At 63.3% G+C, this 16,571-nt stretch carries 13 protein-coding genes; 3 read left to right on the top strand and 10 right to left on the bottom strand.

All coding sequences use genetic code 11. From position 1 onward, the window contains the following. Nucleotides 1-89 precede the first annotated feature (89 nt). Both I41_RS05290 and I41_RS05285 read right to left on the bottom strand, forming a co-directional pair. Complete coding sequence (locus I41_RS05290) at nucleotides 90-2,204, bottom strand: coiled-coil domain-containing protein (RefSeq protein WP_145431552.1); 2,115 nt, start codon at nucleotides 2,202-2,204, stop codon at nucleotides 90-92. Nucleotides 2,205-2,428: 224 nt separating this feature from the next. Further along, complete coding sequence (locus I41_RS05285) at nucleotides 2,429-3,388, bottom strand: C-terminal binding protein (protein ID WP_145431551.1); 960 nt, start codon at nucleotides 3,386-3,388, stop codon at nucleotides 2,429-2,431. Nucleotides 3,389-3,885: 497 nt separating this feature from the next. On the opposite strand from I41_RS05285, the gene I41_RS05280 reads away from it, so the two are divergent. Both I41_RS05280 and I41_RS05275 read left to right on the top strand, forming a co-directional pair. Next, nucleotides 3,886-5,286, top strand: a complete 1,401-nt coding sequence (locus I41_RS05280) for a serine/threonine protein kinase (protein WP_246133807.1) — start codon at nucleotides 3,886-3,888, stop codon at nucleotides 5,284-5,286. A 75-nt stretch (nucleotides 5,287-5,361) separates the two neighbouring features. After that, nucleotides 5,362-6,240, top strand: coding sequence for a PP2C family protein-serine/threonine phosphatase (locus tag I41_RS05275; protein WP_145431550.1), 879 nt, complete (start codon nucleotides 5,362-5,364; stop codon nucleotides 6,238-6,240). Nucleotides 6,241-6,291: 51 nt separating this feature from the next. On the opposite strand, the gene I41_RS05270 is transcribed toward I41_RS05275, so the two are convergent. The 6 genes from I41_RS05270 to I41_RS05245 form a co-directional block, all read right to left on the bottom strand. Continuing rightward, entirely contained in the window at nucleotides 6,292-6,783 is a 492-nt protein-coding gene (locus I41_RS05270) for a nuclear transport factor 2 family protein (protein ID WP_145431549.1), read from the bottom strand. Between the two features lie 122 nt (nucleotides 6,784-6,905). Beyond that, nucleotides 6,906-7,565 (bottom strand): DUF3299 domain-containing protein, encoded by a 660-nt coding sequence (locus tag I41_RS05265; protein WP_145431548.1) that lies wholly within the window; start codon nucleotides 7,563-7,565, stop codon nucleotides 6,906-6,908. Beyond that, nucleotides 7,562-8,287 (bottom strand): DUF4190 domain-containing protein, encoded by a 726-nt coding sequence (locus tag I41_RS05260; RefSeq protein ID WP_145431547.1) that lies wholly within the window; start codon nucleotides 8,285-8,287, stop codon nucleotides 7,562-7,564. Before I41_RS05260 ends, I41_RS05265 begins: the two co-directional genes overlap by 4 nt. Nucleotides 8,288-8,382: 95 nt before the next feature. Then, nucleotides 8,383-10,062, bottom strand: coding sequence for a hypothetical protein (locus tag I41_RS05255; RefSeq protein ID WP_145431546.1), 1,680 nt, complete (start codon nucleotides 10,060-10,062; stop codon nucleotides 8,383-8,385). 103 nt (nucleotides 10,063-10,165) lie between these two features. Beyond that, on the bottom strand, nucleotides 10,166-11,491 hold the full coding sequence (locus I41_RS05250) for an ABC transporter permease (protein WP_145431545.1): 1,326 nt from the start codon (nucleotides 11,489-11,491) through the stop codon (nucleotides 10,166-10,168). Beyond that, on the bottom strand, nucleotides 11,488-12,159 hold the full coding sequence (locus I41_RS05245; protein WP_145431544.1) for an ABC transporter ATP-binding protein: 672 nt from the start codon (nucleotides 12,157-12,159) through the stop codon (nucleotides 11,488-11,490). Before I41_RS05245 ends, I41_RS05250 begins: the two co-directional genes overlap by 4 nt. A 645-nt stretch (nucleotides 12,160-12,804) precedes the next feature. Between I41_RS05245 and I41_RS05240 the strand changes: the two genes are divergently transcribed. Beyond that, entirely contained in the window at nucleotides 12,805-14,241 is a 1,437-nt protein-coding gene (locus I41_RS05240) for a bifunctional folylpolyglutamate synthase/dihydrofolate synthase (protein ID WP_145431543.1), read from the top strand. Between the two features lie 175 nt (nucleotides 14,242-14,416). Here I41_RS05240 and I41_RS05235 read toward each other — a convergent pair whose 3' ends face one another. Next, complete coding sequence (locus tag I41_RS05235; protein ID WP_145431542.1) at nucleotides 14,417-14,773, bottom strand: hypothetical protein; 357 nt, start codon at nucleotides 14,771-14,773, stop codon at nucleotides 14,417-14,419. A gap of 313 nt (nucleotides 14,774-15,086) precedes the next feature. Beyond that, nucleotides 15,087-16,427 carry a S41 family peptidase gene (locus tag I41_RS05230; protein WP_145431541.1) on the bottom strand — a complete coding sequence of 447 codons (1,341 nt, stop codon included), beginning with the start codon at nucleotides 16,425-16,427 and terminating at the stop codon, nucleotides 15,087-15,089. Nucleotides 16,428-16,571: the final 144 nt, after the last annotated feature.

Below are 16,571 nucleotides of genomic sequence, written 5' to 3'. Positions count from 1 at the left end.
ACGCAGCCACCTTGCCAACTATTGTCATTCAGCGGAGCGAAGAGTTTGAGAAGCTCGATCAAGACGCTGGATGCCCAGAATGACGGCAATCACCCCTTCGACTTGCCGTTCTCATCTCCTTCCTCGCCCAGCCCCAACGCCGCCAGCCACCGTCGACGAGGTTTGCCGTCGGCGTCGTTCGCCAGAATCCCTTGCGGATCGGTCTTCTGGAACTCGAACATCTTCTCCTTCAGTGCCGCCTGATCGCGAGCCAGCTTCGCTCGTTCGAGCGCGAACTCAAGCTCCGCTTTGCGGACCTTCTCTTCCCACTCAGCTTGCATCATCGCCAGCTTCTCGCGCTCGGCAATGATCGCCTCATCGGCGTCGATGGCCGCATTGCGAGCTTGATGGTCTCCTGCGTCGCCGCCAATGCCGATCCCGCTCGCTCGCAGTTCCGCTAGTTCGCGATCCTTGTCGGCAATGGCACGATCGGTGGCGGCAATCGTACTTTCGATCGTCGCCCGTTCCTTCTTGCGGGCCGCGTCGCTGACCCCTTCGTAATCCTCGTCTTCAAGCATCGCCATCAGACGCGCTCGCTGGGAAGCCCAGTCAGATCCTCCGGCGACAATCGCTGAGCCGGCAGCCGACTGGGCCGCGGCAAGCTGACCGCGCAGCTCGTGATTGACCTGATTCGCCTTCCGCAGATCGTCGAGCGTCATCTCGAAGCGGTGTTGCAGATCCTCCATCTGCTGACGGAGCGCCGAGTCGTCTGCCGGCGGCGTTGGCTCAGGGGCGGGCGCCGATTCGAGTTCAGCCAGGCGCGCGGCTAGGTCATCCCGCTCTTGCCGCACGGCAATCAACTCTGGCGACGCGGCCCCATCGTTCGTCGAACCCGCAGCCGCCGCGTCGCGCAGTTCGCTATTCTCACGTTTGAGTTTTTGCACCTCCGAAAGCGTAACGCCAAACTTATGTTGTAGCGCGTCGAGGTCGGCCCGCGGGCACGTGGTTTCGCGGAGGGCGGCCAACTCTGCCTTTGTCGCGTCGAGCGTCGCGAGCACCGCGGCCCGCGCCTCCTCGGCAGCTTCCACCTCCGTCTGGAACTGCTCGAACTGGCGCTCCAACTCGGGCACGGAGGCGGCCGCTTCCTGCTCCAAGGCGTCGATCTGGCTATGCGCCGCGTCGACCGCGGACTGCAGTTCGTCCCGTGCCGTAGTGACCTCGGCGAGGAGCGCGCGCAGCGACGAGACCTCGGCGTCGTCGTTCGTTAGCTGATTGCGCAGCGCAGCGGCTTCCTGCTCGACGGCCGAAAGCCGTGACGACAGCCCTTCTTGCTCGTCGGCATGCGCCGCCTGCAACGCCGTCATTTGCGCGGCGAGGTTGGCGTTAGCGAGCTCGAGCTGGGCCGCTTCGTTCTGAATCGATTCAGTCTGACGCTCTGCTGCGGCCAGTGCGGCCTCGACGTCGGCAAGCCGTTGCTCGGCTTGCTGCAGCGCGTCACGCATGTTGTCGAGTTCGGCCGTGGCCCGCACCCGTTCCTTGGCTAGCGCTGCCTCGAATTGTTCCTGCGATTGGCTCTCTTGTTCGAGTTTGTCGTAGTCCGCTTGCAGCAACTCCAAGTCGTGGGCGGCGGCCTTGGCTCGCTCATCGGCCGATTGACGAGCCGCTATTGCCTCGTCAAGTTCTGCCTGAAGCTGGCTCGATTGCTCGCTGGCGCGAGCTTGTAAGTCGCCAATCGCCAGCCGCGCAGCGGCTACCTGCTCGGCAACTTTTTCATTGCGGCCGCGGTCTTCTTGCCGTTGCTGCTCAAGCGCGCCGACTTGCTCGCGCAGCTGGCGGATTTCTCCTTGTGCATCGGCCAATTGCTGAGCCGCATCGTCGCACGCGGGGCAGGGCTCTGATTGGATCGAGTCGATCTGCTTGCGGGCAATCGCGAGTTGCTCGACGAACTTCTCGTGCTTCGCCCGATTCTCTTCGAGTTGCTCGCGCAGCGCGGCAACCTCCGCGTCCCGGCTGCCCGGGAGATGCTTTTCGATCCCTTCGGCCGCCGATTCAAATTCCTCGGCGAGTTGCCGTACGCGATCGCTCAGCTCGCTCTCGATCTGAGCGAGTCGCTTGCGGTGGTCGCCAAGAGCCTGGTTCGCGCGCTCGCGCAAGGCGCGCAGCTTCTCTGCTGCTACCTGTGCACGGTCACCCGGAAAACCGGGGCGCGGTTTGGCTTCTTCCATGACGACGCCTGGCCCAACGTTGCGATTTCGATGGAGTCTCTCTGTATCGTCGCGCAGCGCGACCTCGGCCGAAGTCTCGACGCGCGAAGAGGGGTTGTTCCAACGGTATATAGGCCGCAGGAGGGGGCTAGTCAAAACGGCGGGGAAGCGTTGTCGGGCCTGGTCCGGATGTGCCGAAGATGCGGGGATCGAAAGCGCAAATCGACCTGAGCGGGGCGCCGGGGTCAGGAGAGGACCTTCGTATTCACGATGTTCTCCGGGCAGCGCCCGCAGAGAAAGTCTACCGCCTGCCGTCCGACGCGCGTGCGGAGTTCCTCCGTTGCCTGGCTCGAATAGAACGCGACGTGAGGCGTTACGATGACGCGACGATCGTCGTAGGGCGGCTGCGAGAGGTCCGGCGGTTCCGGCGTTTGGACGTCGAGCGCCGCCCCGGCGATCACGCCTTGATCGAGCGCTTCGGCAAGCGCCGCATGATCGACCAATCCACCGCGGGCCGTGTTGATCAGGTATGCCGTCGGCTTCATCAGTCGCAATGTTTCGCGGTTGATGAGGTGCTTGGTCTCGGGGGTGAGCGGTGCTTGGACCGATACGAAATCGCTCCGGGCCAGGAGTTCGTCGAGAGGCAGCCAATCGACGCCGTCGCAAGGGGTCTTGGACCGGTTTGTCCCGACGACCCGCATGCCGACGCCGCGGGCCAATCGGGCCAGGATCTTGCCGATCTGCCCTAGACCGATGATGCCAAGCGTCTTGCCGCTGATCCGCTCGGCGGGGAGTCCGGCAACGAGGTCGTATTGGCCGTTTTTCGTGGCCAAGTGGTAGCCGGCAATGCCGCGGCCGAGGGCGTAGATGAGCCCGAGCGTGTGCTCCGCGACCTCGTTGATGCAGTAGTCGGGGACGTTCGTGACGATCATGCCGCGCTCAGTGGCCCGGGCCACGTCGATGTTATCGAGCCCGATCCCGGTACGGGCGACATGGCGGCAACGGTCGGCGGCGTTGATCACGCGGGCGGTCACCGGGGCCCAGCAAGTGAGGATCACGTCGATCCCGGGGGCGAGCTTGATCAGCGTCTCTTCCTTGTTGTCGGGCGAGACGATGAGCTCACAATCGACCTCAGCGAGCGTCCGGCGCTCGATCTCGACGTCGGCCCAGGGGTAGTCCGTGTAGAGTGCGCGGTAGGTCGACATGGCGGGCGTCAGGGGTCAGGAGTGGATACGGCGTTTCGATTTGCACGACGCGAGCTGTGCTTCCGTTGACGGTGGTCCGCCACTTGGCAATTTAGGCTGAGTTACCCCCTGCTGGCCAGCCGAGAGGCCGCGACCAGCCAGTCCCTCGGAACTTGGAGCCTGGGAGCCCCCAATGCCGCACCAGGAATGCTCGTTGGGCGTTCCGTGAGGATCGACCGTCGTCGCCCAGGCCAGCCGCCGTGGCCGCCTGCGTCGCCCGGATCATCCTGACGGCGTTCTGGTCCATAGGGCTCGTGGGCCCTATTGTCGCTATAACAGGGGCTCTACGTCGAGGCGGCCGTGGCGCCCGCAAGATCGGGTTGTTGTCGAGCCGCCGGCCGGTTCGGATACTGAAGGTACCGGGCCGGGAATGGCGTAGGTTTGAGCGGAGACTCCGGGCGAGGCAGGCGCTTCGCCGCGTTGCGCGCTTCGTTGGTTTTCATCAAGATTCGCAGCACATGACGCCTGACAGCCAGCCTGGCCCCAAACCGCCGACGAACCGCACGCGCCCCCATCCGCCCGCGGCGCCGGGAACGTCGATCAAGCGCCGGCCGCGAAAGCTGTTGCGAGCCAAGCAAAAGCTCGGCAAGTACGTTATCGAGCGTAAGCTGGGCGAGGGTGGCTTTGCGACCGTCTATCAGGCGAAGGATGAAATCGAGGGCATCCGCGTCGCCCTCAAGATTCCGTACGCTCACCTGCTTACCGGATCGGCGCTGGAAGACTTCCGCCGCGAAGTTCGGATGGTCGCGCAGCTGGAGCATCCGAACATCTTGCCGCTGAAGACGGCTCAGTTCATCAACGAATACTTTGTGATCGTCAGCGCGCTTGGCATCGAGACGCTTGACGATCGGATTAGCCGCCGGCTGTCGATCGACACGGCGCTCGACTTCGCACGGCAGATGCTGGCGGCGGTCGCATACGCTCATAGCCAACAGATTATTCATTGCGACATCAAGCCCGATAACTTCATTCTGTTCGAGGATAACCGCCTGCGGCTCACCGATTTTGGCGTCGCCAAAGTGGCGCAGCGAACGTTGCGAGCCTCCGGCGCCGGCACGCTCGGTTACATGGCGCCCGAGCAGGCAATGGGACGGCCGTCGTTTCGGAGCGACGTGTTTGCGTTGGGGCTGGTCCTGTATCGAATGTTTGCCGGGCGGCTGCCCGAATATCCGTTCGAGTGGCCGCCGGCGGGGTATCGCGAACTCCAGCGTAAAGTCCATCCCGCACTGATCGAGCTCATGCGGAAGGCGATGGAGCTGGCGCCGCAAAAGCGGTTTGCCGACGCTGAGGCGATGCTCGCGGCGTTCGCGCGGATCAAGTCGCCCAAGGGGGGACGAACCGCGGCGAAGCGCGGGACGAAAAGCTCTCGCCGCAGCGCCGACTGGAAAACCATTCAGCGCCGCCAATTCCAACAGGAATTCGGCAAAGTGCTCGATGCCAAGCACCAGTGCCCCGCATGCAATGGTCCGGTGTCGGAGCCCATGCAATGTTGCCCCTGGTGCGGCAAGACGCGCCTGGCGCACGAGGGTCAAACCGATTTCCCGCAACAGTGTCCGCGGTGCTTCCGGGGGATGAAGCTCGACTGGGAGTATTGCCCCTGGTGCTATGGCCCCGGCTTTGAGCCGACCTCGACGCGAAAATTCACCGACAAGCGCTATACCGGCCGGTGCCAGAATCCGAAGTGCACGCGAAAATTATTGATGCCGTTCATGCGCTACTGCTGCTGGTGCCATCGGAAAGTCCGGAAGAAGTGGAAAATCCCTGAGTCGAATCGCAACTGCGGCCACTGCGGTTGGGGCGTCGTTCCGGGCTACTGGAGCCACTGTCCTTGGTGTTGCAAACGGCTCGGCGGACAATGAGCGCCGGTTGTGCCGGCGCCGACGTGCGAACTTTAGAAAAAATGAAGCCACGGCCGATTAGGCAAAGACTAAGCGATGCGCCAAGTTTTCGGCGCGCTGAAACAAACGACCACGATGGACTGCCAGCAACTCACTACCTGTGAATCGCGGGTCTACCTGAACGTCGACATGCTCGAACCGGAAGTGTTCGAGCTGGCGGGCGGATCGGTGGCGGTGTTGTCGGCGCGTAAACCCGAGAAGACGACTGCCAATCAAGACGCCGCAGCCGTCGTCGCCGCGGGCGAGAACGCCGCGGTGCTGATCGTCGCCGACGGCTGCGGCGGGATGGCCAATGGCGAGCAAGCGGCCCGCATCGCGATCGATAGCTTGACGAACCACATCGCCACCGCGGCGGCGGCGGGAGAGTCGCTCCGCACGGCAATCCTCGACGGCATCGAGGAGGCGAATCGCCAAATCATCGAACTGAAGAACGGCGCCGGCGCCACGCTGGCAATCGTCCAGATCGAAAACGGCGAGGCCCGCCCCTACCACATTGGCGACGCCCAGATCGTGATGGTCGGCGGCCGCGGCAAGGTGAAGCTGCTCACCACGTCGCATTCGCCGGTGGGCTACGCCATGGAAGCGGGAATGCTCGAAGAGCAGGAAGCTCTCGATCACGAAGAGCGGCATCTCGTTTCGAACTACCTTGGTTCTGAGGCGATGCACGTTGAGGTTGGCAGCGTCCGGAAGGTCTCGACTCGCGATGGGCTGCTCGTGGCGAGCGATGGCGTGCTCGACAACCTGCTAATGGACGAGATCAACGGGTTCCTCAAAAACGGCACAGCAGCGAGCGCGGCCGCCAAGATTGCCGGCGTCGCGATGCAACGGATGCAGACGGCGCTCGAAGGGCAGCCGCACAAGCCGGATGATCTCACGCTGATTGTCTTCAGCCAGCGCGGCAAGCGGGCGAAGTAGGCTCGGCGTTTGAGCCACCGGGTTTGAAGAGCCGGGGGCGGAGAGTCGGTCTTATTTTTCAGCGGCCTCTTTGGGCGGAGGGACGGCGTAAAAGACCAGGTTCGCGATGCGCCATTTGCCGTCCGACTTCATTAGGGTGAAGTGGTCGTAGCCATATTCCAGGCGGTCGCCGTCGACGAGCTTCCAGTAAACCAGCGCGTGGGCCAGGTCGGCATCGAAGCGGATCTTCATCGACTCGGCCGCTTCCGTCATGCGATTCTTCGACGCGCGGTGAGCTTGCTGTTGGCTCTGCAGGAACGGGCCGAGCGGCATCGTGATCAGGCCGCGCTCGGGGTCAATCATCTGAATAGCCGCCTGCGGCATGAAACATTGGCCGTAGCGCATCAGGTCCTGGTTCGACCAGCTGGCGAAGTAGCGATCAAGGAGCCCCCGGACTTCTTTTTCTTCCGGGTCGGTTGCGGGTTTGGCCGTTGGTTCCGCGGCGTAGGCGACGGCCGCGAGGGAGATGGCGGCGAGGAGGAAGAGGAGGGCGTTGCGCGGCATGAGGATGCTCGGGGTTTGGCTTTTCAGCCCCTGGCTCCGCCAGGGGGTTGCGTGACGCGGGGCGACGCCGACCGGTATGGCGACCTACCCCCCGGCGGAGCCGGGGGCTGCAAAGGGATAGATTACTCGACCTTGTCGCCGACCATCTGGTAAATCGCGAGCGGGCGGCCGTCGGGGCCGCCTTGCAGTTCTTCGAGGCGAATCGTCCCTTCGACCGCGACGGGGCGGATCGAGTACTCGGCCGTCTTGCCGGGGGCCATCGTCACGAGGACGCAGTCGAACAGGGCGGCGCCAGGGCCGAAGCAGCATTCCATATTGTCCCGGACCAGCACGATGCGGTTGAGGCCCGTTTTGCGGAGCGTCGGAAAGATGTAGCCGCGGATACGGATCTTCTTATCCATCAGGGCGTTCACCTTCGGGGTGAGCATCGCCCGATCGAAAAGCTCGGTCTTCGTCATCTCGAACTTCAGGTCATCGAAGGTGGTTTCGATGTAGCCGGAGGAGTCGGGATCGGGGAGTTTGACCTCGACAGTGCGCGACGGCTCAGACGCTGACGGAGCCGGTGCGTTGCTCGCTGGAGCGGGGGGCTCCGCGGAGACCGTGGGCTGAGGTTGCGGCGACGTCGCTGACGATGGCGGAACCCTCTCGTACGCAGGTGGCCGAGCGGCTGACGCCGCCCGCTCGCCGGTGGACGATTCGCGGGCCGATGTCGCCGCGTCGCAGCCGGCTGCGGCGACGATCAAGGCGCTCCATGCCATCCATTGCAGTGGGCGAGACGTCATTTCGAGTAATCGGCTTCAAGGACGAATGCGGGACCGGGAGCGCCGTCGCCGGCATGTTGCGGGAAGATGCGGAGGATGCCTCCCATTCGAAGCAGCCCCGGCGAGTAATCGACCCGATCGTTGCCCTTCATCTGCACCAGCATCTGGTCGAAGTATTTCACGGTGCTCAGATCTCCGAAACAGCAGTTGTTGCTATCGCGGACGAGCAGGAACTGGCTGATGTTTTGGCGGTAGCCGTTGTTGGTCGAGTCGGGGCGGATGTAGCCCTTAATGAAGACCTTTTTCCCGTCGAGGGCGGCAATATCCGGGGGGATCGCATGCCCGCCGCGAAGGTCGATGTCGTCAGGCTGCAAGTCGAAGAACGAGGTGCGGGCGTACCCCGCGGGGACTTCGGTCGCATAGACGTAGCCGGAATAGGCTAAGCCGAAGATCAGACAGAAGATCGAAAGCCCCGTGCCGATCTTCGCCATCGCGCCGCCGGTAAATTGGTCGGGATTGGCGCGCATTGCCGCCATGGCGCGTACGCCAAGCGCGATGCCGATCAGCGGCAGCGGCGTCAGCAGGAGCGAGTTCTGGAAGCCATCGCGGCCGGCGAAGAAAATCAACGCCGATAGGAGCCCGAACACCAGCGACGCGATCGCGCCGGTGTTCATCGGGCGGTATTCGAACTCTTCGCCGCGGATGGCGGGACGGCTGGCGGACACGGCTTCGGCGGTGGACATGGGATTTGTGGTACAAGCCACCGGCGTTGCCGGTGGTCGGAGTGGAAGGAAAGCTTCTTGGTCGTTCGCCCCTGGCGGAGCCAGGGGCTGCAATGCTACGGGCGTTCTTCGGCGGAGCGGGGGTCAGTCCCTCGCAGCAGCACGGCGAAGATCGCCAGTAGTACAACGGCTGCTAGTAGTGGTACGCCGATCAGCTTCAATTTGCTCGGTACGGGGAGGTCGGTCGTGGCGACCGGCGCAACCGGCGCCGTCGGCGGCTGGATGTTCGCTTTGGCCTGGCTCGACGCCGGCGACAGGGACATCGGCTCCTTCACGGCCGGCACGAGGGCGTCTTCGGCCGTCTTCCCCGCGGCTGCCGCGGGGGATTTTTCTGCTTCCGCCGGTGTGGCCGCCTTGGCGTCGGCCGTATTTTGGTTCGCACTGACGGGGGCCGCGGGCGTTGCTCCAGGCGTCGCCGCGTCGGCTGCGGCGGCTTTGGCAAGGAAACTGAAGGCCGAGAGGCTGCGGGCCCGTTCGACCGTATCGGCGTCGATCGATTCCAGTTCGGCGATCGACGCCTTGGCTTGCTCGCCGACTTCCCCCGGTTGCTCGGCGGCAACGAGCACATAAGACGCCACCGGCTGACGGATCCAGTCGTCTGCCGGCGCATCCTTGAACATTTTCACCAGTCGCGGCATCACCTCCCAATCTTCCCAGCGGGTGAGATCGGGGATCACCTGGTCGGCGAACTCCTTGTGGTCGAGGGCGAGCCGCATCGAATCGAGCAACTTCTCGCGCGGGATGATGTCGGTCTCCTCGCCATGGAAGCGGAGGGCCATGATCGCCGAGTGGAGATGCTTGTACTCGACGGTCGGGTTGCCGAGGAATTTGGCGTTCACCAATTCCAAGGCGCTGGGGCCTTTGAGCTTGATGTAGCAGGCGATCAGTGCGTCGAGGCTTTCCTTCTTGCGACGCTCATCGGCGTGGATCGCTTCGTCGATCAGACCCGTGCCAATCGGGGTCCCGAGGACGCCCGTCGTGCCGATGGCGGCGATGATGCCGGGCTTGGTGATTTGGTAATCGTAGTTGAGGAATTCCTCAATCATCGTCACGTCGTCAGGCTGGCCGCAGATGCCGAGCATCGTGAGGTAGAGCCGGCGGCCAGAGGGACCTACCGACGGGTCTTTGATCCACTGGAGCAGTCGGTCGCGGTGCATCCGCGGGCCAATGGCGATGACGTCGGCGTAGGGCGCCCGGGCGAACTCGTCGTAGGCGTCTTGCGCGAGGAGCGGATCTTCGTCTTCCAGGTATTCCTGGAAGAAGGCGATCCGTTCAACGCCGGTCTCGGGGAGCGTCGGGAGCTTTTCGACGTACTCGACCGCGCGAGGCGCGAGGGGGACCGGCGTGGTCCACTCGATCTTGTCGGGAGTGATCGCCGCGATGCCCGTAATGAGAAACTTCTTGTCGGGGGCGTCTTCGCCGAAGTAGACGACGTCGATCTCCTTGGCGCCGGCGAGCTTCTCTTCGCCGCGGAGGACCTTCACGATGCGGAAGGTGGCGGCAGCCTGCGTCGGGTCGACGGGGCCGACAGCCGGGTCAGCGGCGGGCATCGGCTTGATCAACTCGGCAATCACCGCTCCGTCGGCGCCGGCGATCTCTTGGCCTAGGGTCGCCATGGCGGCGCTGCAGAAGGGGCAGGCGGCGGCGCGCTGGATCGCGACCGCCATGTCAGTGAATAGCATGAGCGCCGCGAGCAAACCAACCGCGATCGCTTGAATTTTTGAACGAATTATCATGTGTCCATTCTCCCAACGACCCGGGCAAAGCCAGCCATTTATTGTATCCGCCCGCTGCATCGCCCGGCCATCCTGGCCGGGAGACCGTACCTGGAAGGTGCGGCTATCTGGCCCCTCCAAGGGTTTTCGCGACGTCGGTACGGTAGGCGGAGAGAGCTGGAAGAAAGCCGACCAGCGCCGCGAACGCGACCAGGCCGGGAACCAGCAGCGTCTCTTGCCAGGTGAAGCTCCAGGCCCGCACGGTGACGCCGGTGTAGTACTCGACGACGGGACTCGCCAGCGCCAGCACGCCGTGGCCCAGGACCAGGCCCGCGAGTCCGCCGAGGATCGATAGCAGGATCGACTCGACTAGGATGACGGCCATCACCGCGTTGCGACTGGCGCCGAGGGCCCGCATCACGGCGATGTCGTGGCTGCGCTCGCTCATCGAGTTGTAGATGCTGACCAGAATGCTGATGCCGGCGACGATCACGATCATCACCGTGAGGACCAGCAGGATGAGCCGCATCGGGGCGAGGAAGCTGGCTTGAAGTCGTTCGACGACGCTGACCGGGGCGACGGCTTGCGCCGTGAGGTCTTCGCCCTTGTTGACGCCCATGTCGATTTGCATGGGCGCCATCATCTCCTCCGGATTGCATCGAACAAGGATCGACGTGACCTCGCGCTGCGAGATCGGCAGAGGGGCGGGCTGCCCCGGCGGCGCATCGTCGACGACGATCGGAGGCTCCGATTCGGCGCCTGGCTTCGGCGCGCGGGCGTGGCCGTCGAGGAGCAGGAAGCCTTCGACATTCACAAAGAGCGCCCGATCGTTCGCCGTGCCGGTGGGGGCGAGGACGCCGACGACTTCAAACTCGTTGTGCTTCTTGCCTTCCGCACTGATGCCGTGCGACGGTTGAAAACGGTCGCCGACTTTCAGACCCGTTCGATTCGCGGCAACGGAGCCGATCACGGCCTCGAAGAAGTGATTCGAGCGAAAGTTGCGGCCCGAGGAGAACTCGTACCGCTTTTCATTTCCTTGCGAATCGGCCCCATAGGAGAGCTCGTTGAACATGTCGGCGGTCGTGCCGACGACGCGAAAAAGTTGGCCGTCGGCAGTCGGGTAACTGTCGCCGAGGCAGATGGGGACGGCCAAATCGGTGAACGGAGCGAACTCGCCGTCGGTGAACTTTTGGTAGTACTTCCAGGGAATCGGGTAGAGCGGCTTGCCGACGTGAAAGACGGTCGTCAGAACAATTTCGTAGGGACTCCCCTTCCCTGCCACGATGAAATTGTAACCCTGGGCGTCGTTGGAGAGCTGGGCGACGACAACTTCGTGGATGACCAGGACGAGCACCATGAGGGCGACGCCAAGCGCCATCGAAAGTCCGGTGAGCGAGCTCGCCAGCGCCCGCTCCTGCATGTTTCGCCAGGCGATCTTGAAATAGCTCATGCCACCCTCGCCGCGCGGTTGACTCGTTCCAATTCCTCGACGCGGATGAACTGCTGCGACACCTCGGGCGAATGGGTGACCAGCAGCATGGCGATGTTTTCACGCTCACAAGCGGAACGGAGGAGGTCGATGACGTGCTGCTGGTGCGCGGGGTCGACGTTGGCGGTCGGTTCGTCGGCCAGCAACAGTACGGGGCGATTGGCCAGCGCGCGAGCGACGGCGACGCGTTGCTGTTCGCCGACGCTGAGGGCGCGCGGCTTGTGAGTGAGGCGATGACCGAGGCCCACGTCGGTAAGAAGCTGGGTGGCCCGCACGGCGTCGGGCCTCGATCCCGTGAAGGTCATCCCCAGCATGACGTTTTCGAGGGCCGTAAACGCTGGCAGCAGGTTGAACGTCTGGAACACGAAGCCGATGTACGTGGCCCGGAAACGGTCGCGGGTCGCTTCGGGGAGCTTGGTCACGTCGCGGCCGTTGACGGTGATGGCGCCGCTGTCGACGGTCGTCAGGCCGGCGATGCAGTTTAGGAGCGTCGTCTTGCCGCAGCCGCTACGTCCGCGGAGGACGACCTGCTCGCCGGCGGCGATTTCAAACCGCTCGACGTCGAGAATCGGCAGCGGTTCGCCGCTCGGCTCGATGTAGGCTTTGCGGACGTTTTCCAAAAGGAGCATGGGGCGACAAAATGCGGGAAGGACTGACGTGGCAAGGAGTTGCGGCGGGATTGGTATGATAGCCGCCAGGCGGCGCTGGCCATAGGCGAACCCCATGGAGCCGGGCGCCCAAACCCTTTGCTACGGGGTTGCGCGGACCTCGGTTCCTGCCAGGGAGAAATTCTTTCAAACCAGCGGCGAGAATTACAAGGAAAAGGGTCGCCGCGACGATCTGTCGCCTTGCACGTTTTTGGCGACATAAACCATAACATTCTACTGCAAAAAAACTTAGGGCGCGCCAATTCGCACCGGCAAATTTGGCGTCGCGACAAAGGCAAGGTTTGGCGCCCCATTCGCTTTTAGGTGCCTTCGGCTGCCGCGGGCTTCAACCTCCCAACCGCGGCGGCCACTCCAAACAAACGATCGGGTAACTCACGCTCACCCACGTTCCCTTTGCGTCTCCCCCCTCCGGAAGGGCCGACGAGGTTTCCCGCACCTCGTCGGCCCTTCATTTTTTTGGCTAGCGTTCGAGGGCTACACCCCGCGGCACGATAGACACGACCAAATGCGTCGAGTTCTTGCTTGTCCCTCGGCCGGTCTTGGGTCTATGGTGAACTGCCGCCATTGGCTTTCAGCCTTCGATTGACGCCAGCCGAATTCCCGACCATGCCCGACGCGGCTCCTCTTGATCGCCACGCGACTGCCCTGGAATTTCTGCTCGGCAGAATCAACTACGAACGAGTGGCCGTGCTGCCCTACGGTGAGCGGCAGCTAAAGCTCGACCGGATGCGCACCCTGCTGAACCGCTTGGGAAATCCAGATGCTGGGCTGCCGATCGTCCATGTCGCGGGGACGAAGGGCAAAGGTTCAACGTCGGCGCTGGTGGCGGCGATTTTGCATGCGGCGGGTTACGACGTGGGCGTTTATAGTTCGCCTCATCTGGAGCGACTGGAAGAACGTTTTTCAGTGAACGGCGTTCCCTGCTCGGGCGACGAACTGATAGGCCTCGTCGACCGTATCCGCCCGGTCGTCCAGCAGATGGACGACGAAGGAGTCGCCAGCGGCGATTCGTCGCATTCGCCCACGTTTTTTGAGATCACCACGGCGCTGGCGCTGATGCATTTTGCCGATCGGCAAGTCGATGCCGTGGTGCTGGAGGTAGGCCTCGGCGGACGGCTTGATTCAACGAATGTCTGCCAGCCCGCGGTCACCGTCATCACGAGCATCAGCCTCGATCATACGAAGCAGTTGGGCGACACGACCGCGAAGATCGCGGCTGAGAAAGGGGGGATCATCAAGCATGGCGTCCCGGTGGTGCTGGGGACGCTCGACGACTCGGCCCATGCCGTGCTGGTGGAGATCGCCCGGCAGCACGGGGCCCGCGTTATCGACGCAAGGAAGGATTTTGCCGCGGTCTATCGTGCGCCGCACGAGGTCGACGCCCATGCCGCGACAGGCGAGATCGACTTCACGGCAGGGAGCGGCGAACAATGCTTTTCGTTGCGGGAATCGCCGCTGCGGATGCTGGGACACCACCAGGCGGCGAACGCCGCCGTGGCGCTGGCGACGTCGCTGGAGTTGCGCCGCCAGGGTTGGCTGATTTCAACCGACGCGATGCGGGCGGGTCTCGCGACGGCGACGCTGCCGGGACGCATTGAAGTGGTGGGGCGCCGGCCAACGGTGGTGCTCGACGTGGCGCACAATGTGGCGTCGGTGGAAGCGTTGGTTGAATCGCTCTGCGAAAGTTTCGCAGCGACCGAGCGGGTGCTGGTGTTCGCGGCGTCAAAGGACAAGGACGCCCCGGGGATGCTGCGCGTGCTGTTGCCGCATTTTCAGCGGGTCGTCGCCACGGAGTTTCAAGAAAATCCGCGGGCCATTCCGGTCAACCAGATCGCCCAGTGGTGTCGCGACGAAAAATCGCGATTGGGCCAAGCGACCGACGAAGACGCCGTGAAGACTTGCCCGCTGCCCGTCGAAGCCTGGCGGCTGGCTCTGCAGTGGACAAAACCTGACCAGCTTCTCTGCATTACGGGTTCGTTCTTTATTGCCGCCGAATTGAGGGGACTGGCAACGGCTGCGGCTGCAAAGGCTGCGAACGTTTGATCGAGCGATGAATCGAATGGACTAAAAAAGCGGCCAGAAAGGTGAGCATTGCGAATCCTTTCGCCAAGTTAGTTAGATTGTCGACGTCTTCAACCCCGGGCTTCGCCCGGGGTTTGAATGATCGGTGGGTTTTGCGTTGTTTGCTGCTACCCCCGGGCGGAGTCCGGGGCTGTCGTTATTCCGCAATTGCTTCGTCATCGAATGACCACCGCGGCATTTCGCTCCAGTGCCAATCCTCGTCGATCGCCGGCGACGGCGGGTCAAGGTCGGCCACGGCCGACTGGGCGAGCCAGGCGACGGCGCCGCGATTGTCGAACATCTCCAAAGCGTGGGCTTCGCCGCGGTCGGCGGCTTCGGCCCGTTCCATCCGCACCTCGCTTTGCAGACGACGGACCAAGCCGGCGATGTAAGGGTCAGCCCAGGGTACAAGCGTACTCGGCTTGCGAATGTAACGGCTCGTTTCAATTTGCGGCTCGTCGGCAACGCGGACAACGGTGCAGACAACTCGGCGTGTTTTGTTGGGGGCGACCATCGAAAATTCCTTTCTCGCTGCTCGCGGCGGCGTCCATCGCGGCCACGGTGATAAGACTGTTGTTGAATGAGAGGGACCAGACAAGATTCGAACGGGACCCTCTAATGCACTCCTCATGCCAATGGCCACGGCGACGTCCGCACGCTGCGCTACTTGCGGCGGCAACCGTCAGCGGAGCAAGGAGTTGCGATCCGCGCGGCTCGAAGCCGCCAGTGGCAGGGACCGATGGCGTGGCCGCTCGGGAAGAAGTTTCTTCAAACTACCTTGCAGCGAGTCGCAAACAGCGTCGATTGGGCAACTTTTGCCGCCAGAATTATTTGCTTGAATTCTCGGGCTTTTGACTCAAGAATTCGATCGCCAGCCGCAGAGCTTGGTCCTGATAGTCTGCTGGAAGTTCGCCGTCGTGCGCGGTGAGTTCCTTCGCTAAGTCGCCCTCGAGGCCCTCGCCGATCAAATCGCGCCGACCGCGATAGTTGCGCCACACCTCGTACTCTTCATCCGTCAGGGGAACGAGAAAACCGTCGTCAGGAGTCACGCCCCACTCGGCCGACTCGTCGTCGCCGGGCATGCGATGGATGTTCTTCTCGCTGGGGCGCCAGTAGGTCGCCGAAGTAAGTTTCAGCATGCTGCGGCCTGACTCGATGTGCATGAGCCGCTGAACGGTTCCTTTGCCGTAGGAGCGTTCGCCGACGATCTTCGCCCGGTCGTAGTCTTGCAGGCAGGCGGCGACGATCTCGCTGGCGCTTGCACTATTGCGATCGACGAGGACGACCAACGGCAGGCCGGCGTAGCCGCCGGAGCCAGTCGAAAGGTAACGGTCCCGGACGTTGCCGTCGCGATCGCGGGTGGAGACGATTTGTCGGCCCGCACGCAGAAAGAGGTCGCTGATTTCCACCGCGGCGTCGAGGGCGCCGCCAGCATCGTCGCGGACGTCGATGATCAGGCCGGCCAGTTCGTCATCCTTCGTGAGTTCAGCAAGGACCGAGGAAAGTTCCTCGGCGGTCTTGTCGCCGAACATGCGAATGCGGACGTAGCCGATGCGCGGATTTTCGCTGATCAGGAAATTCCAGCGGCCGTCGGGGCCGCGAACGTCGCCGAGGATCGACTCGACCATGATCACCGCGCGATCGATCGTGACGGCATGGGGCGCTTCGGCGTCGGGCCTCATGATCGTGAGCGTCACCGGTTCGCCGATCGGACCGCGGACCATGCGGGTGACTTCTTCGAGACTGAGTCCGGCGGTCGCTTTGCCGTCGACCGCTTCAATCCGGTCGCCCAAACGGATGTCGGCCTCGGCGGCGGGCGTCCCTGGTTCGGGAAGGCCGATCACCGTCGGCATTTGAGGTTCGCCCAACAGTCGCAAACGAATGCCGACGCCGCCGAACTCCTGGTCGTATTCTTCGGTGAACGCGTCCTGCTGATTCGCGTCGACGAACTCGGAGTGCTGGTCGCCGTGCCGGTGAAGCACGGAGATCATGCCGTGCATGGCGCCGTTGAAAAGTTCCTGGTCAGGCGCCTTCTCAAGGGCCCAGTCGTCGATTACGGAAAAGCCCGCGGCAACGTAGCGGGCGTAGGGGTTCTGCTCGGCGCGCACGTAGCAGGCATACGAGACAAGCAGCATCGCCATCAGCAACATCAGGTTGCGGTAAGACATGGAGGATTATCGATTGAGTTATCAGTTTGGCGAAATGAGGCGTGCGGCGGCAATTTTCAGAACGGATCGGGCGCGCGGTGTCTGGCGGCGTTGGCGGATCTCAATGCATCGCCGGGGGCCGCGGTTAATTATTGCGGCGGCGAC

Source organism: Lacipirellula limnantheis (assembly GCF_007746075.1).
Lineage (GTDB): Bacteria > Planctomycetota > Planctomycetia > Pirellulales > Lacipirellulaceae > Lacipirellula > Lacipirellula limnantheis.
Note: the sequence above shows the minus strand (reverse complement) of the source record. Positions and strands in the feature narration are given on the sequence as shown.

Excerpts from the sequence above, each read along its gene's own strand:
- I41_RS05290 (WP_145431552.1), bottom strand. The coding sequence starts at position 2,204 with ATGGAAGAAGCCAAACCGCGCCCCGGTTTTCCGGGTGACCGTGCACAG.
- I41_RS05285 (WP_145431551.1), bottom strand. The coding sequence starts at position 3,388 with ATGTCGACCTACCGCGCACTCTACACGGACTACCCCTGGGCCGACGTC.
- I41_RS05280 (WP_246133807.1), top strand. The coding sequence starts at position 3,886 with ATGACGCCTGACAGCCAGCCTGGCCCCAAACCGCCGACGAACCGCACG.
- I41_RS05275 (WP_145431550.1), top strand. The coding sequence starts at position 5,362 with ATGCGCCAAGTTTTCGGCGCGCTGAAACAAACGACCACGATGGACTGC.
- I41_RS05270 (WP_145431549.1), bottom strand. The coding sequence starts at position 6,783 with ATGCCGCGCAACGCCCTCCTCTTCCTCCTCGCCGCCATCTCCCTCGCG.
- I41_RS05265 (WP_145431548.1), bottom strand. The coding sequence starts at position 7,565 with ATGACGTCTCGCCCACTGCAATGGATGGCATGGAGCGCCTTGATCGTC.
- I41_RS05260 (WP_145431547.1), bottom strand. The coding sequence starts at position 8,287 with ATGTCCACCGCCGAAGCCGTGTCCGCCAGCCGTCCCGCCATCCGCGGC.
- I41_RS05255 (WP_145431546.1), bottom strand. The coding sequence starts at position 10,062 with ATGATAATTCGTTCAAAAATTCAAGCGATCGCGGTTGGTTTGCTCGCG.
- I41_RS05250 (WP_145431545.1), bottom strand. The coding sequence starts at position 11,491 with ATGAGCTATTTCAAGATCGCCTGGCGAAACATGCAGGAGCGGGCGCTG.
- I41_RS05245 (WP_145431544.1), bottom strand. The coding sequence starts at position 12,159 with ATGCTCCTTTTGGAAAACGTCCGCAAAGCCTACATCGAGCCGAGCGGC.
- I41_RS05240 (WP_145431543.1), top strand. The coding sequence starts at position 12,805 with ATGCCCGACGCGGCTCCTCTTGATCGCCACGCGACTGCCCTGGAATTT.
- I41_RS05235 (WP_145431542.1), bottom strand. The coding sequence starts at position 14,773 with ATGGTCGCCCCCAACAAAACACGCCGAGTTGTCTGCACCGTTGTCCGC.
- I41_RS05230 (WP_145431541.1), bottom strand. The coding sequence starts at position 16,427 with ATGTCTTACCGCAACCTGATGTTGCTGATGGCGATGCTGCTTGTCTCG.